This window comes from Dyadobacter sp. CY351 (genome assembly GCF_021502625.1).
Lineage (GTDB): Bacteria > Bacteroidota > Bacteroidia > Cytophagales > Spirosomataceae > Dyadobacter > Dyadobacter chenhuakuii.
This window is the reverse complement of sequence record NZ_JAKFFU010000009.1, coordinates 128,515-144,933: the sequence shown is the minus strand read 5'-3', so window position 1 is coordinate 144,933 and position 16,419 is coordinate 128,515. Positions and strand designations below refer to the sequence as shown.

Genomic DNA, 16,419 nt, shown 5'->3' with positions numbered 1-16,419 from the left:
CATATTTGGGCAGCCTTTCCAAGCGTATTTCAAATTGCACCCCGCAGCTGCGAAATGCAGGTTTATTATTTTGCAAGAGAATTAATCCACGAAGCAATTTTCATTGCATCAGACTTCGAAACCTGCGGCATAGGAGGCATTGGCGTTGCATAATCCGGCCAGTTTTCAGGTTTTGGATGATAGATCAGATCAACGATCTTTTCATTGCTGTATTTGCGTTTGGCAACATCCAGGTAAGATGGTCCAACCACCTTCTTGTCGGCAGCGTGGCAAGCCAGACATGTATTTTTTTCCAAAAGCGGTTTTACCTCTGCAAACGTAGGCACTTTCACGGCTGCGGCTTTGCCGGTAGTTGCTTTGCCTTTTCCATCCGGCGAAACGTGCTCTTTTTCAGGTGCAGCAACCGAGGCAGCCGCTTTTCCTGATCTGGTCGTTTTAAGGTCAGAAACTTTCAATTTTTCTCCGTCAGGAATGTTGTTCAATGTGTAGTAAGCATCCGTATGAACAAGCGACCAGCTGTTTGTAGCAGCACGAACGCCTTCCAGCTGGATTTTGTGCACATAATACTGACGCATGCCATCCAATACGATTCTCACTTTTTTGGCATCATCAGAAACCTTTACACCCACTACTTTCACTTCCTTCGTATCGATCGGAGGGCTGCCGTAAACAGGGTAATGTTTGTACAAATAGCTGCTCACATTATAAGAATCAAGATCTTCCGCAGATTTACGATCAACCGGCATTGTGAATTCTATTTCAAAACCGTCCGGCTGAGCCTTCACTGTGTACATTTCAAATGGCATTTTACCATTCCATACCAAGCGCTGCAAACCCTGGTTAGCATCACCAGCCGAACCCCATCCGCGGTTTGTTTCACCTACGAACATAGAACCGTCTTTATCAAAAGCCATACGCAAAACGCCCGACTGGAAACCGCTGCGGAAACCAATGCTCGCACCTTGGTATTCACCTTTTACTTTTTCCAGAACAATACGCATAATGTTGCTTTGTCCCTGATCACCCACGAAAACCTGTCCCGTAAATGGTCCGAAATTGCCTTGTGTATTATCCAAAATCAGTTCTGATGTAGAAACTCCGTGTACACCATATGGCAACCAAACAGCCGGAAGCTGCACCATATCATATTTTTCTTTCAGCTGATAAAGGAACTGCGGCGTTTCGTTGCCTGTGTTTTCCGGCTTGATCGCCCGTCCTTTGTCGTCTTTATTCTGGCGGTTGTCGCGCTCAGCGAAGAATTGCTTTTCTGTAAGTTTCACGGGTGTACCGGCAGCCCATTTCAAACCAGCCGGGTGGCCCATGAAGCCTCCTTTTTTAACCTGAAAAATTCCGCCCGTTCCCATCCAGTCGCCCTGGTTGTCTGTATAGAACAGCTCGCCGTCCAGCATGCTGATTCCCGCAGGAGAGCGTACGCCGGTTGCATATGGTTCGAATTTTCCGTCATTGGTAATGTGAAAGATCCAGCCACGGCCAGGCACACGGCTTTCGCCTCTCCACCATTCTTCGTCACCAAAAGCCACGTTACCACTCACAAAAAAGCTTCCGTCCGGTGCCAGTTTAGGCCCGAAAGAATATTCATGATAATGTCCGGATAATGGCCATGCGTAAACGGTTTCGTAAACATCCGCTTTGCCATCGCCGTTTTTATCAACCAGCTTAGTCAGCTCGCCGCGTTGTGCGCAGTATAATGCACCTTCTTTGTAAGCAAGGCCAAGAATTTCATGCAGACCCGTCGCGAACTTTCTGAAATAAGGCGTCCGGCTGGTCGGGTTATCCACGATCCAGACCTCTCCGCGGCGTGTGGAAATGGCCAGTGAGCCGTTTGGCATGGTCGTTAATCCACCCACTTCAAGGATAATGCCCTCTGGAATGGGCGGGGTGACGATTTTGTAAAAGTCTTCTTCTTTGGGTGATTCCTGTGCTTTCAGCATTGAAATCGTTGCCAGAAGAGCAAACGCTATTTGAGCAATTTTTTTCATTATATATGAATGTCTATAAGGATTTTGAATCAGAACAGGATCGAATATTTCACTTCACCATTTGTAACCGGCACCAATAATTCCTGCGCGCCGTCAGCGCTTCTGATCTCAGGTTTAACACTTTTATCAGCCAGTTGGATGTAGTACGACTTGTTGTCAACTGCATAAAGTCCGTCTGCCACTTTTTCAATGTTCGATCCGTCAGCCAGTCTGGCAACCAGGTCTTTCGAAGGATTGTTTACTTTGATAATCCGCTCGAAATACTGGTTATTCACTACGGAAATGTAATCTGTTACAGCCGATCCAAATGCTTGATATTGGAAAGTAGGAACGTCCTGATCGTCCAGAACATAGCCTTTCGGGCGGTAACCGCTGCCGGTTGTGTCGGCCTGCCATTTTCCTTTTGCCGATTTACCAAGGACCATATCATTGCCCAATAGCGTCACGCTTCCTCTTGGACGGGAAGATCCGTCGCCGCGGTCGTGCCACATCGGCGTTGCATCCAGGAATTCACCGCGCCAAACCTGCAAAACTGCACCTTTGTCCAGGTCGTAAGTGTAATGCAGATTAGTAGGGCTTCCCACCGAAACTGCATGCACCACACGCTGTCTTTTTTCTTTGCCTTTTTTGAAATCCATAAAGCTCCGGGTAACATTGTTTGTTCCGGCAGAGATCAGGATCGGGTCATTAACGCCACCAGCCATGGCAGAGCTTTTGGTATGGTAAGCAATTTCCCTGAAACCAGGTCCGCTCACCCAAAGACCAAGAACCGGGCGCATCCAGCCATCTTTTTTGTTATTGAATATTTCAATGGTATGGTCACCCGCTTTCAGATTCACTTTTCCCTCACGGAATTCATTGTTGGACTTCCATTGGGCATCGATCACATATTTTCCGTCGATCTTCAAATAAGAATTTCCGGAAGCCTGTAACTTGAAGTTGTAATCGCCATCCGTAGCCGCGTTGTAGCGGCCAGTATATACGTAAGAGTAATTATTGTTCTCTTTCAGTATTTCCCAGCTCAGCGCTTCTGCTTTGCCTGTCTCAGCGGCTGTCATTTTAGAAAGGTCCTCTGTTTCGGACAAAGCACCATAGTAAGTCTTGTAAGTCAGCTCCGATAACGTTCCCGGCTTTTTATCAAAATTATTGATCACAATGTTCTTGATAGCCAATGATCCGTGGTCACCCTGAATGCGGATCGGGCCCATCGCCACATCTTCGCCGGTTAATGAACCGCGGGTAGGGCCGCTTACTTCTACATTTTCATGGATCGTAACGCCATTCAGCACGATTGAAAGAAATACTGCATTGGCGGTTTTCTTTCCGTTTGCATCAAAGCGGGGCGCCTGATAGGAAATCTTAATGTTTTGCCATAAACCGGGTGCTTTGGCCACATTGAAACGCGGCGCATAACCTTCATAACCTTTTTCGCCTTCGGGTTTTGAATCATTCCAACGCTCGTAAATTCCGCCGTTATCATTGTACTTGGCCGTTTTTTTACCCCAGCTGTCAAAAAGCTGCACTTCGTAGTTGCCTTGCAAGTAGATTCCGGAATTAGATCCTTTGGTCAGCATAAAATCAAGCTCAATGTCCAGATCGCCGTGCTTGAAATTGGAGATCAGTTCATATTGGTTGCCGTATTTTCCTTTTTCGTGTGTACAAGCCAGCACACCTTTTCCGGGTGTCGTGATCAGTACATTTTCTTTGGAAATATCAGCTGCTGCATTACCGACGATCTTCCAGTTGTCGGATTTGGTAGTGAACGCACTCAGGTCGTTTAAAGGGATAGGCTGCTGTGCATAAGCGGATTGCATAGCAAATGCAGCAATCCCACCTGCAAGAAGTTGGAAAAGAGAACGGTTAATTCTAAACATACGTGAAGTAAGCTTGTATCGGTTTATTTAAAATGCTGCCCGGCCATCGGTCGACGCGGGTGCAAATTACGTGATAAGAATCCAAAATATTACATTTAATTAGGTGAGAACCGCGTTTGTTAATGCTTTTTACCTAATGTTGTGTTTTGATATTATTTCAATAGTAATTAGTCCAAAAAGTTATTTTTTAAAATGAAAAAACTAATCCTAACCGCGTTCAGCCTTGCAACGGCATTTGCTGCACATGCCCAGCTGCAACCTGCTAAGCAAACGCCTGAATCGAGTGAACTTTGGAGCCCGGTTCCCCGCGTTGTAACGCCTGGTAAACCGTCGACGGCTGTTTCCGGTTTTACTGCACCTTCGGACGCAATCGTTTTATTTGATGGAAAAAATCTGGATGCATGGGTTTCAGGCAAAGATGGCAAAGCCGCTGCGCCCTGGACCGTTGGGGACGGAGCAATGACCGTTGCACCCAAATCAGGCGATATACAAACCAAGCAGACTTTCGGAGATTACCAGCTGCACATTGAATGGCGTACACCTGCGAAAGTAGAAGGCAACAGCCAGGGACGTGGTAACAGCGGTATTTTTATGCAGGGCATTTATGAATTGCAGGTTTTGGACAGCTATAACAACCCAACTTACTCCAACGGACAAGCCGGATCTATCTATAAGCAAACCATGCCGCTTGTGAATGCAACCGTAGGTCCAGGTGAATGGCAGACTTACGACGTTGTTTACACAGCGCCGCATTTCAATAAGGATGGTCAAATGACGATTCCTCCATACATTACGGTGATCCATAATGGTGTTTTGGTTCAAAATCACACCATGATCCAGGGAACAACTCCTTATGTAGGCCAGCCAACGATCGAGCCACACGGAAAAGGCCCGATCAAGTTACAGGACCATAACAATACAACGAGTTTCCGCAACATCTGGATCCGCGAGCTGTAAGCAGCAGGCGATCCGGCGGCAGGTGCTTCGGGCACGGCTGAATTCAGGTATAATATTTTAATGGCTTAAATGGTTTAACAGACTGTTTAAGCCATTTTTTTTGTTCTGTTATCGTTATATTAGTTTATCATTTGCGTTAAGAATTCAATGTCATGCAGGAGATAGAGCCTTATTACAATTGGGAAAAACATTATATAGCCAGCCATGACGAAAAATCGCCGTTCCATGGCAGGACCTACAATCTGGATTATTACGAAAATGCGATTTATGGTTACTACATCCATCCGTTATGGGACGAAATCGGCTCCGAAACGCTGTATGTAAAGATCCTTTTTGCCGATTATACGAAGCGTTATGCAGTGATCGAAATGTTTGGAGAGTGGAATGATGCGCTGCACAATGACATTATGTTTTTTAAAAGACAGGTTGTTGATCCGCTTGTGGATCAAGGTATTAACCAGTTTATTCTGATGGGTGAGAATGTTCTGGACTTTCATGGAAGCGAGGATGATTACTATGCCGAATGGTTTGACGATGTGGAAGACGGCTGGATCGCTGCGGTAAATTTCAGAGAGCACGTGGAGGAGCAATGGAACAAATTCAGGCTCGATTACTATATCAATTTCGGGGGGACATTGCAGCTTAATAACTGGCGTACGATGCAGCCTGAGCCGTTTTATGAGCTTATTAAAAAATTGATGGTTAGAAGGTTAGAGTAGTACAAAGCTGAATGGTTCCTTGCAACGTTGCCAACTCCTTTGTAGCTTTCGAAATCAACTGTTACATATTTTTCACCTTATAATTCTTTTCCCAATGGCCGAAAACGTAAAACCCACACCCGAAGAGGTGACAGAATCGCTTCAAAAGAAAGTTGAAGAGCTGAAAGAGCAAGCTGCTGAGGAAAAGGAGGAGATCGTGGATCAGGCGGAGGAAATAAATGAGGACGCAGAATTGTTTGAGACAGACAAAGCGGATGAATTGGAAACAATAGCGGAAGAGGAAATTCAGGAGGCCGGTGTGGCAGCAGACGGAATCAAGTCGGAGGTTTACGAAACACTTGACGATCTGAAAGCCGCAGGCGAATCGACAGCCGACCGGACCATAGACGAAGCGCTGGAATTGGAAGCCGCAGCAGAAGATAAAGTGGAGGAGGTAAAAGCAGATGCTGAGGAAGTGAAATCAGGCTTTTCGCAAAAAACTGAACAGTTACAGAATGAAGTCGAGCTGAACATTGCCGCCGGAAGAGTAAAAGCAGAAGAAATTTTTTCTGACCTGAGCGAAAAAGCAGAAGATTTCAAAGAAGCAGCCACTGAAAAGTATGAAGACATTAAGGATGCGGCTGTTGACAGATATGAGGACCTCAGAGAAGATCTTAACGAAGCATTTGAAGAAACCAAAGCCATTGCAGCCGAAAAACTGGCCGAAGCGCAGCAGAGAACGGAAGAGCTGAAGGCCAAAGCCGCCAGCGAACTCAGGGAAGCAAAGGAAGTTGCCTCGGAGAAATATGATGAAACCAAAACAAAAGCCAAAGGCTTCTGGGCAAGATTGTTCGGGAAGTGATTTGGGGAAAAAATGCTTTAAAACCTGTCGGATCTAAGCTGGCAGGTTTCACTAATAATCTGCCTTTTAATGTCACAACAAACATTTTCAGTTCCTTATAAGCATCCATTTAGTCCGGATAACAAATACAAAAAATCAGTTGTTTATTTCTCAATGGAATTCGCCGTTGATCAGGCGCTGAAAATCTATTCAGGTGGTCTGGGTTTCCTTGCAGGCTCTCACATGCGCAGCGTATATGCGTTGAAGCAGAACCTTATAGGCGTAGGAATGCTCTGGAAATACGGTTATTACGATCAGGGCAGGACAAAGGACGGCAGTATGCAGCCTGAGTTTCATGAGAAAATGTATTCATTTCTGGTAGATACAAAAATCCGCTTTCAGGTTCCGATCATGGGCAAGGATGTCTGGATTGCAGCGTATTATCTGCCGCCAGATGTTTTTCAATCTGCCCCGTTATTTCTGCTAACCACGGACACCGACGGCAACGACGATACCACGCGGGCAATCAGCTATTCCTTATACGACGCGGATGTAACCTACAAAGTGGCGCAGTGCATGGTGCTGGGCATCGGCGGAGCGCGCCTTCTGGAGGAATTGAGCTATGAACCGCAGGTGTATCATTTTAATGAAGCGCACGGTGTTTCGGGAATTTTTCATTTATTCAAGAAACTCAAGAAAGTGGCTGAGGTGAAGAAGCGCGTTGTTTTTACAACGCACACCCCAGAAGAGGCGGGAAACGAAAAGCATGACATTCACTTTCTCGAAAATCTCGGATTTTTCTCAGGTCTGGATCTGGACACGGTCCGAAAAATCAGTAACATAAAAGGCGACACATTCAACCACTCGCTGGCCGCATTAAGCATGAGCAGAAAGGCCAATGGTGTCTCGAAGCTCCACGGCGAAGTGTCACGAAACATGTGGAAATCACATAAGAACATTGCAGAGATCGGCCACATTACCAATGCGCAGAACAACACTTACTGGGTTGATAGCGAATTGGAAAGCGCACGGATAGCAAAGGATTCGGAAAGGATTTCTGCCAGAAAAAAAGAGCTGAAAAGGGTTTTGTTCAAAACAGTGGCTGATCAATGCGGTAAAATATTCGACCCCAATGTGCTGACCATTGTCTGGGCCCGCAGATTTGCAGCTTATAAAAGGCCGGATATGCTTATCTGGGACTTGGAACGCTTCAAGAAAATCATGGAAAATAAGGAACAGCCGGTGCAGGTGATCTGGGCCGGAAAACCTTACCCGAAGGACGAGGGCGCGATTGACACTTTTAACAAGCTGTTTTATACAAGCCATCATTATTCCAATATGGCGGTGCTTACGGGTTACGAGCTGGCACTTTCCAAGTTGCTGAAAGACGGCTCGGATGTATGGCTTAACACGCCCGTCGTTACCCGTGAGGCTTCGGGGACCAGTGGAATGACAGCGGCTATGAACGCTTCCCTGAACCTGTCGACATTTGACGGCTGGATATGCGAATTTTCGAAGGATAGTGAGAATTCATTTCTGCTGCCCGTGGCAGAAGGGGATGATATCAACAAGCAGGATTGCGATAATCTCATGCAAAAGCTGGAAACATCGGTCATTCCAACTTACTATGCCAACCAATCAAAATGGCAGCAGATGGTGCTCAACAGCATGAACGATGTCAGCATAGAATTTAACTCCGACCGCATGGCGCGGGAGTATTATGAAAAGCTTTATTAAACGGCCGTTTCGGGAAATCTAAGGGATTCAATAATCGTTGTAGTATTTGTAAATTGCTGCCTTTAAACTTACTCATCATGGACACATCACTGATCACATTGCCCGTGACCTTCAAAGTGGGGGATATCATGAGTGAAGACGAGTTCTTCCGGTTCTGCCAGATGAACGATATGCTGAACTTGGAGCGGGATAAATATGGAAATATCATTTTTATGTCGCCAACAGGAACGTCAACAGGCAGTTTTAATTTGGAAGTCAGTACTGCACTAGCAATTTGGTTAAAAACCCATGGCATAGCAGGTAAATTATTTGATTCTTCCACAGGTATTACGCTTCCTAATGGCGCTGTAAGGTCTCCGGATCTGTCTTGGATTTCTAGGGACAAGTGGGATACGTTGTCAATAAAAGACAAAGAAAGGTTTGCACCGATTTGCCCTGAATTTATCATTGAGGTTCGCTCAAAATCAGATAGTCTGAGATATTTACAGGATAAAATGCAGGAATATATAGATAATGGCTGCCAGCTTGCGTGGCTTATTGACCGTTTCAAGGAACGCGTTTCGATTTACAGAAGCGGCAGAGAGATTGAGCACATTAATAGTTTCAACACTCCGCTCTCGGGCGATCCATTATTTCCTGGCTTTAAGCTCGATCTCTCATTGATCGATCAATCCTAAGCATTAATGCCCAATCTGCTTCGCCATCAAAGCAATTCCTTCCCGGAATGTGTGCGGTTCGTAGCCAAGTATATTCCGGGATTTTTTTAGGTCAAAACCGGTTCTTGGGGGGCGGCGGGCTGGTTGGGTGAATGCTGACGCGTCGGTAGGAGAGATGAGGGATTTGTCCAACGAGAAGTAATCGGCTGCCATAATGGCCATTTCGTAAGGTGTTAAAAAATCCGCTCCCGAAATGTGAAAAACACCTTCTGCGCGCTGATCTGCAATCAAATAACATCCCATAGCAAGGTCTTCGGCCAGGGTCGGCGTCCGGAATTGATCCGTGACAACCTTGATTGCCTTATCTTCTTCCAATGATTTTTTAACCCAGAGAATAATGTTGCTCCGGCTCATATCGTGCGCTATGCCGTAAACCAGCACAGTCCGGGCAATGGCCCATTGAATGTCGGAATGCATTACAGCTTTTTCTGCTGCAAATTTACTCCAACCGTAAAAACTGATCGGGTTAGGCTCGTCTTCTTCTTTGTATGGCCCGGACGTTCCGTCAAAAATGAAGTCTGTGGAAACGTGTTCGAGAAAAATGTTATGCTTTTTACAGGCCGCTATCAGGATTTCAACTGCCGTAACATTCAGTTTCCAGCAGGCATCCTTCTCCATTTCACATTGATCCACATTGGTCATGGCGGCTGTGTGAATGATAACCTCAGGTTTTACCTCCGTAAGCACTTCATCCACCTGCACAGCATCAGTTACGTCCATTTCGCGGAAATGATAACCATCTGAAACGCCTAACCGGTTTGTACCTTTGGCAGTGGCGAATGTTTCATATTGCTCGTTTCCAGCCAATAAATCCACCAGCTTTTGCCCGAGCAGCCCGTTGGAGCCGGTGATCAGTATTCGTTTTTTTTGCATTAAGCTTCGTATTGCCAGCCGTATTTCTTGGTGATCTTTTTCTTCTTCATTTTCTTGACAGACATGTTCATAGACACATTTTTCTCTGGCCTGTCGCGTTCATCTTTTTCCACGGCGCCAATCTTGTCAATCACTTCCATTCCGTCGATAACCTGTCCAAAAACCGTGTACGAACCATCCAAATGCGGTGTTCCGCCGATTTCCTCGTAAACTTTTCTTTGGGGATCAGTTAGCTTCCTGGCAGCGCGGGCAGCCTGCTTGTTAAGGTCATTTTTGCTCCATTTCCGGCCCTGCACAATGTAAAACTGGCATCCGCTCGATTCTTTGGCTGGATTATTGTCACGTGCTGCGGCCAATGCGCCTTTCTGGTGAAACAGCTTGGGGCTGAATTCAGCAGGAATTTTGTAGCCATTATCACCTTTTCCGAGCATATCATCCGGCTTGGCATTTCTTGAATTTGGATCGCCGCCCTGGATCATAAAGTCATCTATGACGCGGTGGAAAAGCAAACCGTCGTAAAATTTATCTTTTGTCAGTTTAAGGAAATTGGCTTTGTGCTTTGGTGTTTCGTCAAATAGGATCACCCTAATAGTCCCCAGATCCGTTTTGATCGTTACAACATCATCTTTTTTAGAGCTCTTTTGGGCAAAAACGCCCACAGAAAACAGGCATAGAAACGCCAGAACTAATGATTTTTTGGTTTTCATAAATTTTATTTTGCCGCGAGTACATTTTTATCGGTTGGGACAAACTGGAATTTTAACCCGTAATCCTTCCCTTTTGAAACATCTTCCATATTAACCCGAACAGATTTTTTGTTCCAGGTAACCTTATTAGGTTCTTCCTTAGGTGCATCATAATCCTTCGTGAAGTAATTTTTTCCTGCATTCCAGAGCTGCTTTGTGGCTTCCGGACTGTTCAGATAAACGTCGACGGTGATCCTGTTCACCTTTTTGTCGGGCGTCAGAAAATATTGTACGTCAATGGTTTCCAGCTGCGGAGTCTCAGCCGTATATCCCAGATGATCCGCCGTTTCTTCAAACATTTCGAAATTTTCCGAAGCTTTGATCTTACTGATCGGGTCACCGAACGAAATGCCCCGAAGCACGGTTCCTTCCGCCTTATCGGTGCCCAAGATTGTTTGCAGCAATGCCGATTGATCGCTGTTGAGATCATTCTCGGCTGGCGCTTCCACCTTCACAGAGTCGGTAGCCGCTTCGGATTGCTCGTTTGTTTTGGTGTCACATCCTGAGATTGCCAATGCAAAAAAGACAGCTGCAAACCCGGTTTTGAAACTTTTCATGCGTGTAGAGGTTTTTTTCATTCAGTTTAGTATAAGTGTTACAATAGTCGTGCCTTCTTTTCCGAAAAGGCCTTTTAATGCTGCAATGTAGCCATATTTGGCAATTTTGAAAACGATTTCAAAATTCGCGGGAAACGTTGAAAAAGAATCGCCGCTCGCCTTTTCCGTTCAGTGTAAGGTTGAACCGCGCCAGTATATTGTAAAAAGTAACAATATCGAGGCCGGTACCGGCGCCATAGAGCATCGAGTTGCCCAGCCGCGTGTTACTGAGTTCAGGATAACTGTTTTTAACATAACCGGCATCTGCGAAAGTGTTCAGGTAGGCGGCCAGCGGAAGTGTGTTGAACTGTTTGATCGGAATAAAGGAAAAGTGTTTCTGAAATGAGAAGAGTTTGTATTTCAATTCATTTTTCAGCAATGCATAATCCTGTCCGTCAACCACATAAAGCTCATATCCACGCACTAGATCGTTCCGGTATCCGAGCCCGATCGTTTGCAGATATGGCTGTCGCTTTGGCAAGGAAACCCTTCCCCGGACGCCTGTATTGAAATACCACCTTTTAGAAATCGGGATGTATTTTCGGTAGGAGCCGTAAAAATAGGTCATATTAACGTCGTCGGTTGGTAAAAGGCCGATCTTCGAAATCTGTAACCCAAGCGTTTGCCCCCGCAATGCATATTGAACATTATCGCGCTTATCGTAGCTGAATGAATAGGTAAGCTGAAAGTAGCGCTGGATTATTCGTCCTTTTAACAGATAATTCGGATTCAAAGCGGCAATGGTGTCGGAGATCTTGCTGTAACTCCACCGCAGATCTGCAGTATGGAATGTGTAATATTTATTCCGACGGCTAATGCTCACATAGGAATAGAATCTTTCCCGGTTAATATCTTCACTATTAAAGTATTGCAGCTTATCCCGCCATGTCCTGAAAGCCGTCGTTTTGTTAATCGAGTAAGAAGAGCCCAGCGTAATGCCCGTTTTTTGTGCTTTGTCAATATAGGGTAAAGTGTAGGCAACCTCGAATTTTGGAATAAAACCAAACTCCGCAAGAAAGCGCAGCTTATCCGCACGGCCGGTAACATTACCGTAGCTCATATATACGCCATAAGTTGTGCGCGACAGATCCCGTTTTCGTTCATACCACCATTCGTTGAAATTGCGGTCTGCAAGCTGGAAAACGGGAACAATAATGAGATACCACCGCTCTTTGACCACAATCCTGATGTCTGTCCGGATCGAGTCCGGATTGCTTTTCGGGATCAGGTCTACGGTGATGAATAAATTGGTGTTGACAATTTTCCTGCGGTCAATTTCGAGGGTTTCTGCCAGCAATGCGGCACTCAGCGTATCGCCGGTTTTAATGGCCATTTCGCGCAGGATAATGCCGGCCCTTGTGCGGTGATTTCCTTCCACAAGCATGTCGCCCACAACGATTGTTCCGGCAGTGTCGGTTGCAACTGTTTGCGCGTTAGCGATTTGAATAAAAAGGAATACGAATAGCGGAAAGTATATCTTCTTATAGTGTCTTTTAAGGTTCATTCGTCACTGCCAGGTTTCGTCATAGAAACGATACTTTCCTTGAATTTGGTGAATATTCGGTAAAAATAAGGTTATCTCAATTCACATAACGGTGCATTTAAAAAAACATATAATCGGGATAGTCTTTTCATAAACTCAGTGAGTATCCTACAAAGACTTAACAGCTATTACTATGTCACTTTCCCGGGCTGAAACTTTGATTAATAAACTGATCAGTAACAAACTCACAGGGGAAGAACTGTCCGAATTGCTGGAAGGCATTAACAGTGAAACAGACCAGCAAAAATATTCCGACGCGCTGGAAATTTACTTCGACTATCTGCTCCAACAAAATCAGCCGAACGGCAACAGCCGGAACGGGCATGCTCCCGGCAAAAACGATAGTACTTAAGCAAATCTCCCAAGTAATGTATCTGAAACACATTTAAACTGTATTTATCCCCAAAAATGACCCGAATTTAAAGCCATTTCACGAAGACTTTTCTCCTGTTATCATGACTTATGACAATCACCTAAAATTCAAAGATTATGAATTCAATCTCTATCATTAATATGCGGCGCGTGCTTTGGTGTTTGCTCACCGTGCTGCTTTTTACCGGAAAGGACGCGCCGGTCGTAGCGGGTGAAAAACCTGCCAGCGCCGCGAAGGACCAATCCGTAGCCCGGATCCGGGGAACCGTGACATCTGCCGTGGACGGTGCCGTTGTTCCCGGTGTTAACGTACTGGTGAAAGGCACCCAGGTTGGAACCACAACCGACGCTGCCGGAACGTACTCCATTGATGCCGACGGTGATAATGCAGTCCTTGTGTTTTCTTACATTGGATTCAACTCAATTGAAGTAGCCGTTCAGGGAAAAAGTGTGGTGGATGTGGTCCTTGAAGAGAACGTAGCGACATTGCAGGAAGCGGTGGTTACTGCCCTTGGTATAAAAAGAGATAAGCGTTCACTGGGTTATAATGTAGGCAAAGTTGAAGCCAAGGATATTGCCAATGTGGCCAATGAAAATGTGCTTACTTCACTTTCCGGCCGCGTTTCAGGGGTTTCTATCAACCAAACGAGCGGTATCGGTTCTTCGATCAGCATTGTGATCAGGGGAGCGGCTTCATTGAAAAATAACCAGCCTTTATTTGTTGTGGATGGCGTGCCGCTGGCCAACAGCCTTGCTAACGTAAGTGAAAAAGGAAGCGGCAACAAAGTCGATTATGGCAATGCAATTTCAGACATTAACCCCGACGATATTGAAAGCATGTCTGTGCTGAAAGGGCCCAGCGCGGCAGCACTTTATGGTTCCAGGGCAGGTAATGGCGTTATTTTGATCACAACAAAATCTGGTAAGAAAGGCAAGGGTCTTGGTGTTTCTTTTTCCACTTCCAATGTTTTTGAAAAACCTTACAGATATCTGGATCTGCATTATAAATATGCAAATGGTGAAAGACCTTTCCAGTTGGACGAATCATCCGCATACTGGGGCGGTTTGCCGCTGGATGCCGGTAATAAGGAAGTACAATGGAACAGCCCGCTGGACGACAAAGGCAATCCGATCCCGACTGAGCTGAGATCTTACAAAGACAATATGAAGAACTTCCTGCAGACAGGAATTACTTCAACCAATAACCTCACGGTTTCAGGTTCCACCGATAAATCGACTTACCGGGTTTCCTATAACAATATGATCAACCGGGGCCTGATCCCTAATTCGGACCTTTACCGGAACGGGTTGTCGCTGGCAGGAACATTTGATATGGCTAAAAATCTGAAACTGAGCACGAATATCAATTTCGTTCGTTCCAGCTCAAACAGCCGTCCGCAAACTTCCGAAAGAGACGGAAACCCGCTGCAGGCTGTTTATTACTCGCCTAGTTACAACATTGAGGATCTGAAAGGCGTGTGGAAACCGGGCCTGGAAGAAATAGAGCAAATGACCGTAGCAAAAGGCGAAACGGACAATCCTTATTTTCTTGCCAAACATTTAACCAATGCGTATACCCGCGATCGTTTGTACGGAAATGTTAAGCTCGACTGGACGATTGCCGAGGGTTTGACTGCCTTCGCACGTTACTCGCATGATATGTTTGATGAAGACCGTGAAACCAAAATTCCATGGAGCTACAAAAGCATGGCAAAAGGCGGTTACTATCTTGAAAACATTGGTCGCAATGAAAGCAATGCTGACTTCCTGATCACTAAAACTATAAAGGCCAGCGATTTTGATATCAGCATTTCGGGTGGTGGTAACATTATGCAGCAACACCAAAACAGCTCAAATCTGGGCGGCAGGGACCTTTCTGTTCCCGGACTGTATAACATTTCCAACATTCCGGTTGGTAACAGGGTCGTTGGGAACGGCAGTTTCAAGAAAGCCATTTACAGCTTATACGCTTTGAGCTCAATTGGTTTTAAAGATCAGCTTTATCTTGATCTGACTGCACGGAATGACTGGTCGAGTACATTGCCCGAAAGCAACCGCTCTTATTTTTATCCATCCGCATCATTGAGCTGGTTGGCGAGCACAACATTTAATATGCCGTCGGCAGTTTCGTTACTGAAACTCCGCGGAGGATGGGCGCAGGTGGGTAATGATACGGATCCTTATCAATTGTATCCAAACCTCGGAACAGGAAACTGGGGAGACCTGGTAACGGCAAATCTGGGCGAAAACTTACTGAACCCTGCATTACTTCCGGAAATCGCGACGTCAACAGAAGGTGGAATTGACCTGAACTTGTTCAATAACCGTTTGAGATTCGACATTACTTACTATGACAGAGCTAATACGAACCAGATTTTCAGCGTTCCGATGGCGCCTTCGACGGGTTATGCGAGCAAAAACATCAATGCTGGTAAGCTGGTGAGCCGTGGCTGGGAAATCGGGCTGGGTGGAACGCCTATCAGCAACAGAGGCGGATGGAGCCTGGATTTAAATGCTAATTTCAGCCGTAACCGTGTTACTGTTAAAGAATTGGCACCAAACTTCCCGTATTTTGAACAATGGGGAGAGAACGGAGCGGGTGCTTACACGTTCGTAGGGGAGCAAATCGGCAACATGTACAGCCGCGGGTTTGCTACTGTTCAGGACAAAGCTTCTCCTTATTATCGCTGGCCGATCATCGCCTATGATGGCGAAGGCGGGGATATGGACTGGCAGAGCCTGGGTGGTCGTGAAAACAATGTGAAAGTGGGTAACTACAATCCTGATTTTCTGGTGGGTATGCAGGCTAATCTGACTTACAAAAGATTCTCCCTGGGATTAAGCTTCGATTGGAGACAAGGCGGTGAATTTATGTCATTCACCTATCGCTATGGCGAATCTGACTGGAAATCACAACGTCAGATCGATAACCTGATCCCGGGAAGCCAATATAGCCCCGACGAGCTGGTTGCCTTGCTGAAATCAGATCCTGAAAAATACATTATCCCGCAAAACGGAAATTTCCCGAGAGTAGGAGGGCATACGGCTGCAACAGGTGGTTTCGGACCAGATGGGGACGGAGCATTTATTCCGGGTGTCTGGCAGGATGAGGCTGGGGAGTACCACGAGTGGCTGGGTGGAGCAGGCACCAAATATCTGCCTATCACGGCTGTGTATCCGTGGAGCTTCAACCAGCAGGTTACATTTGACGCTTCATTTGTGAAGCTGCGCGAAGTAACATTGTCTTACAAGATTCCAAACCTTTTCGGGGTTGTGAGAAATGCGAACCTTTCGCTGTACACCAGGAACATTATGCTATGGACCGCTTCAAAAATCGGCATCGATCCTGAGCGTGCATTTTGGGCTGATCCCAACAAAGGAGGCTTCCGCCAGGGAATTGAAAGACAGAACGTGATGCCTTGGACTATCCCGTTTGGATTTAAGCTCAATTTCGATTTCTGATCAG

At 45.8% G+C, this 16,419-nt stretch carries 13 protein-coding genes; 7 read left to right on the top strand and 6 right to left on the bottom strand.

The annotated features are described in order from the left end of the window. Window positions 1-65: 65 nt before the first annotated feature. Both L0660_RS17650 and L0660_RS17645 read right to left on the bottom strand, forming a co-directional pair. Complete coding sequence (locus L0660_RS17650) at window positions 66-2,000, bottom strand: c-type cytochrome (RefSeq protein WP_233797558.1); 1,935 nt, start codon at window positions 1,998-2,000, stop codon at window positions 66-68. Window positions 2,001-2,029: 29 nt separating this feature from the next. Beyond that, complete coding sequence (locus L0660_RS17645) at window positions 2,030-3,874, bottom strand: family 16 glycoside hydrolase (protein WP_233797557.1); 1,845 nt, start codon at window positions 3,872-3,874, stop codon at window positions 2,030-2,032. Window positions 3,875-4,066: 192 nt separating this feature from the next. Here L0660_RS17645 and L0660_RS17640 point away from each other — a divergent pair, with 192 nt between their 5' ends. From L0660_RS17640 to L0660_RS17620, 5 genes are all read left to right on the top strand, one after another. Further along, the gene (locus tag L0660_RS17640; protein ID WP_026628728.1) at window positions 4,067-4,831 is read left to right on the top strand and encodes a DUF1080 domain-containing protein; all 765 of its coding nucleotides are present in this window, start codon (window positions 4,067-4,069) and stop codon (window positions 4,829-4,831) included. A 152-nt stretch (window positions 4,832-4,983) separates the two neighbouring features. Next, window positions 4,984-5,550: a hypothetical protein gene (locus L0660_RS17635; RefSeq protein WP_233797556.1), complete on the top strand. Its 567-nt coding sequence runs from the start codon at window positions 4,984-4,986 to the stop codon at window positions 5,548-5,550. 94 nt (window positions 5,551-5,644) lie between these two features. Beyond that, a complete protein-coding gene (locus L0660_RS17630) occupies window positions 5,645-6,391 on the top strand; it encodes a hypothetical protein (RefSeq protein WP_235160570.1) in 747 nt (248 codons plus the stop codon). A 69-nt stretch (window positions 6,392-6,460) separates the two neighbouring features. Continuing rightward, on the top strand, window positions 6,461-8,107 hold the full coding sequence (glgP, locus tag L0660_RS17625) for an alpha-glucan family phosphorylase (protein WP_235160569.1): 1,647 nt from the start codon (window positions 6,461-6,463) through the stop codon (window positions 8,105-8,107). A gap of 77 nt (window positions 8,108-8,184) precedes the next feature. Continuing rightward, window positions 8,185-8,784, top strand: a complete 600-nt coding sequence (locus L0660_RS17620; protein ID WP_235160568.1) for a Uma2 family endonuclease — start codon at window positions 8,185-8,187, stop codon at window positions 8,782-8,784. Window positions 8,785-8,787: 3 nt separating this feature from the next. Here the strand turns inward: L0660_RS17620 and L0660_RS17615 are convergent, their stop codons facing one another. The 4 genes from L0660_RS17615 to L0660_RS17600 all read right to left on the bottom strand — a co-directional run bounded on the left by L0660_RS17615 (window position 8,788) and on the right by L0660_RS17600 (window position 12,542). Next, window positions 8,788-9,696 carry an NAD(P)-dependent oxidoreductase gene (locus L0660_RS17615; protein ID WP_235160567.1) on the bottom strand — a complete coding sequence of 303 codons (909 nt, stop codon included), beginning with the start codon at window positions 9,694-9,696 and terminating at the stop codon, window positions 8,788-8,790. Next, entirely contained in the window at window positions 9,696-10,403 is a 708-nt protein-coding gene (locus L0660_RS17610; protein WP_235160566.1) for a peptidylprolyl isomerase, read from the bottom strand. The genes L0660_RS17615 and L0660_RS17610 overlap by 1 nt, the downstream gene beginning before the upstream one ends. A 5-nt stretch (window positions 10,404-10,408) precedes the next feature. After that, window positions 10,409-10,999 carry a hypothetical protein gene (locus L0660_RS17605; protein WP_235160565.1) on the bottom strand — a complete coding sequence of 197 codons (591 nt, stop codon included), beginning with the start codon at window positions 10,997-10,999 and terminating at the stop codon, window positions 10,409-10,411. A 118-nt stretch (window positions 11,000-11,117) separates the two neighbouring features. Next, a complete protein-coding gene (locus L0660_RS17600; RefSeq protein ID WP_235160564.1) occupies window positions 11,118-12,542 on the bottom strand; it encodes a BamA/TamA family outer membrane protein in 1,425 nt (474 codons plus the stop codon). A 172-nt stretch (window positions 12,543-12,714) separates the two neighbouring features. Here L0660_RS17600 and L0660_RS17595 point away from each other — a divergent pair, with 172 nt between their 5' ends. Both L0660_RS17595 and L0660_RS17590 read left to right on the top strand, forming a co-directional pair. Then, window positions 12,715-12,933, top strand: a complete 219-nt coding sequence (locus L0660_RS17595) for a hypothetical protein (RefSeq protein ID WP_233797548.1) — start codon at window positions 12,715-12,717, stop codon at window positions 12,931-12,933. Between the two features lie 137 nt (window positions 12,934-13,070). After that, complete coding sequence (locus L0660_RS17590; protein WP_235160563.1) at window positions 13,071-16,415, top strand: SusC/RagA family TonB-linked outer membrane protein; 3,345 nt, start codon at window positions 13,071-13,073, stop codon at window positions 16,413-16,415. Window positions 16,416-16,419 lie beyond the last annotated feature (4 nt).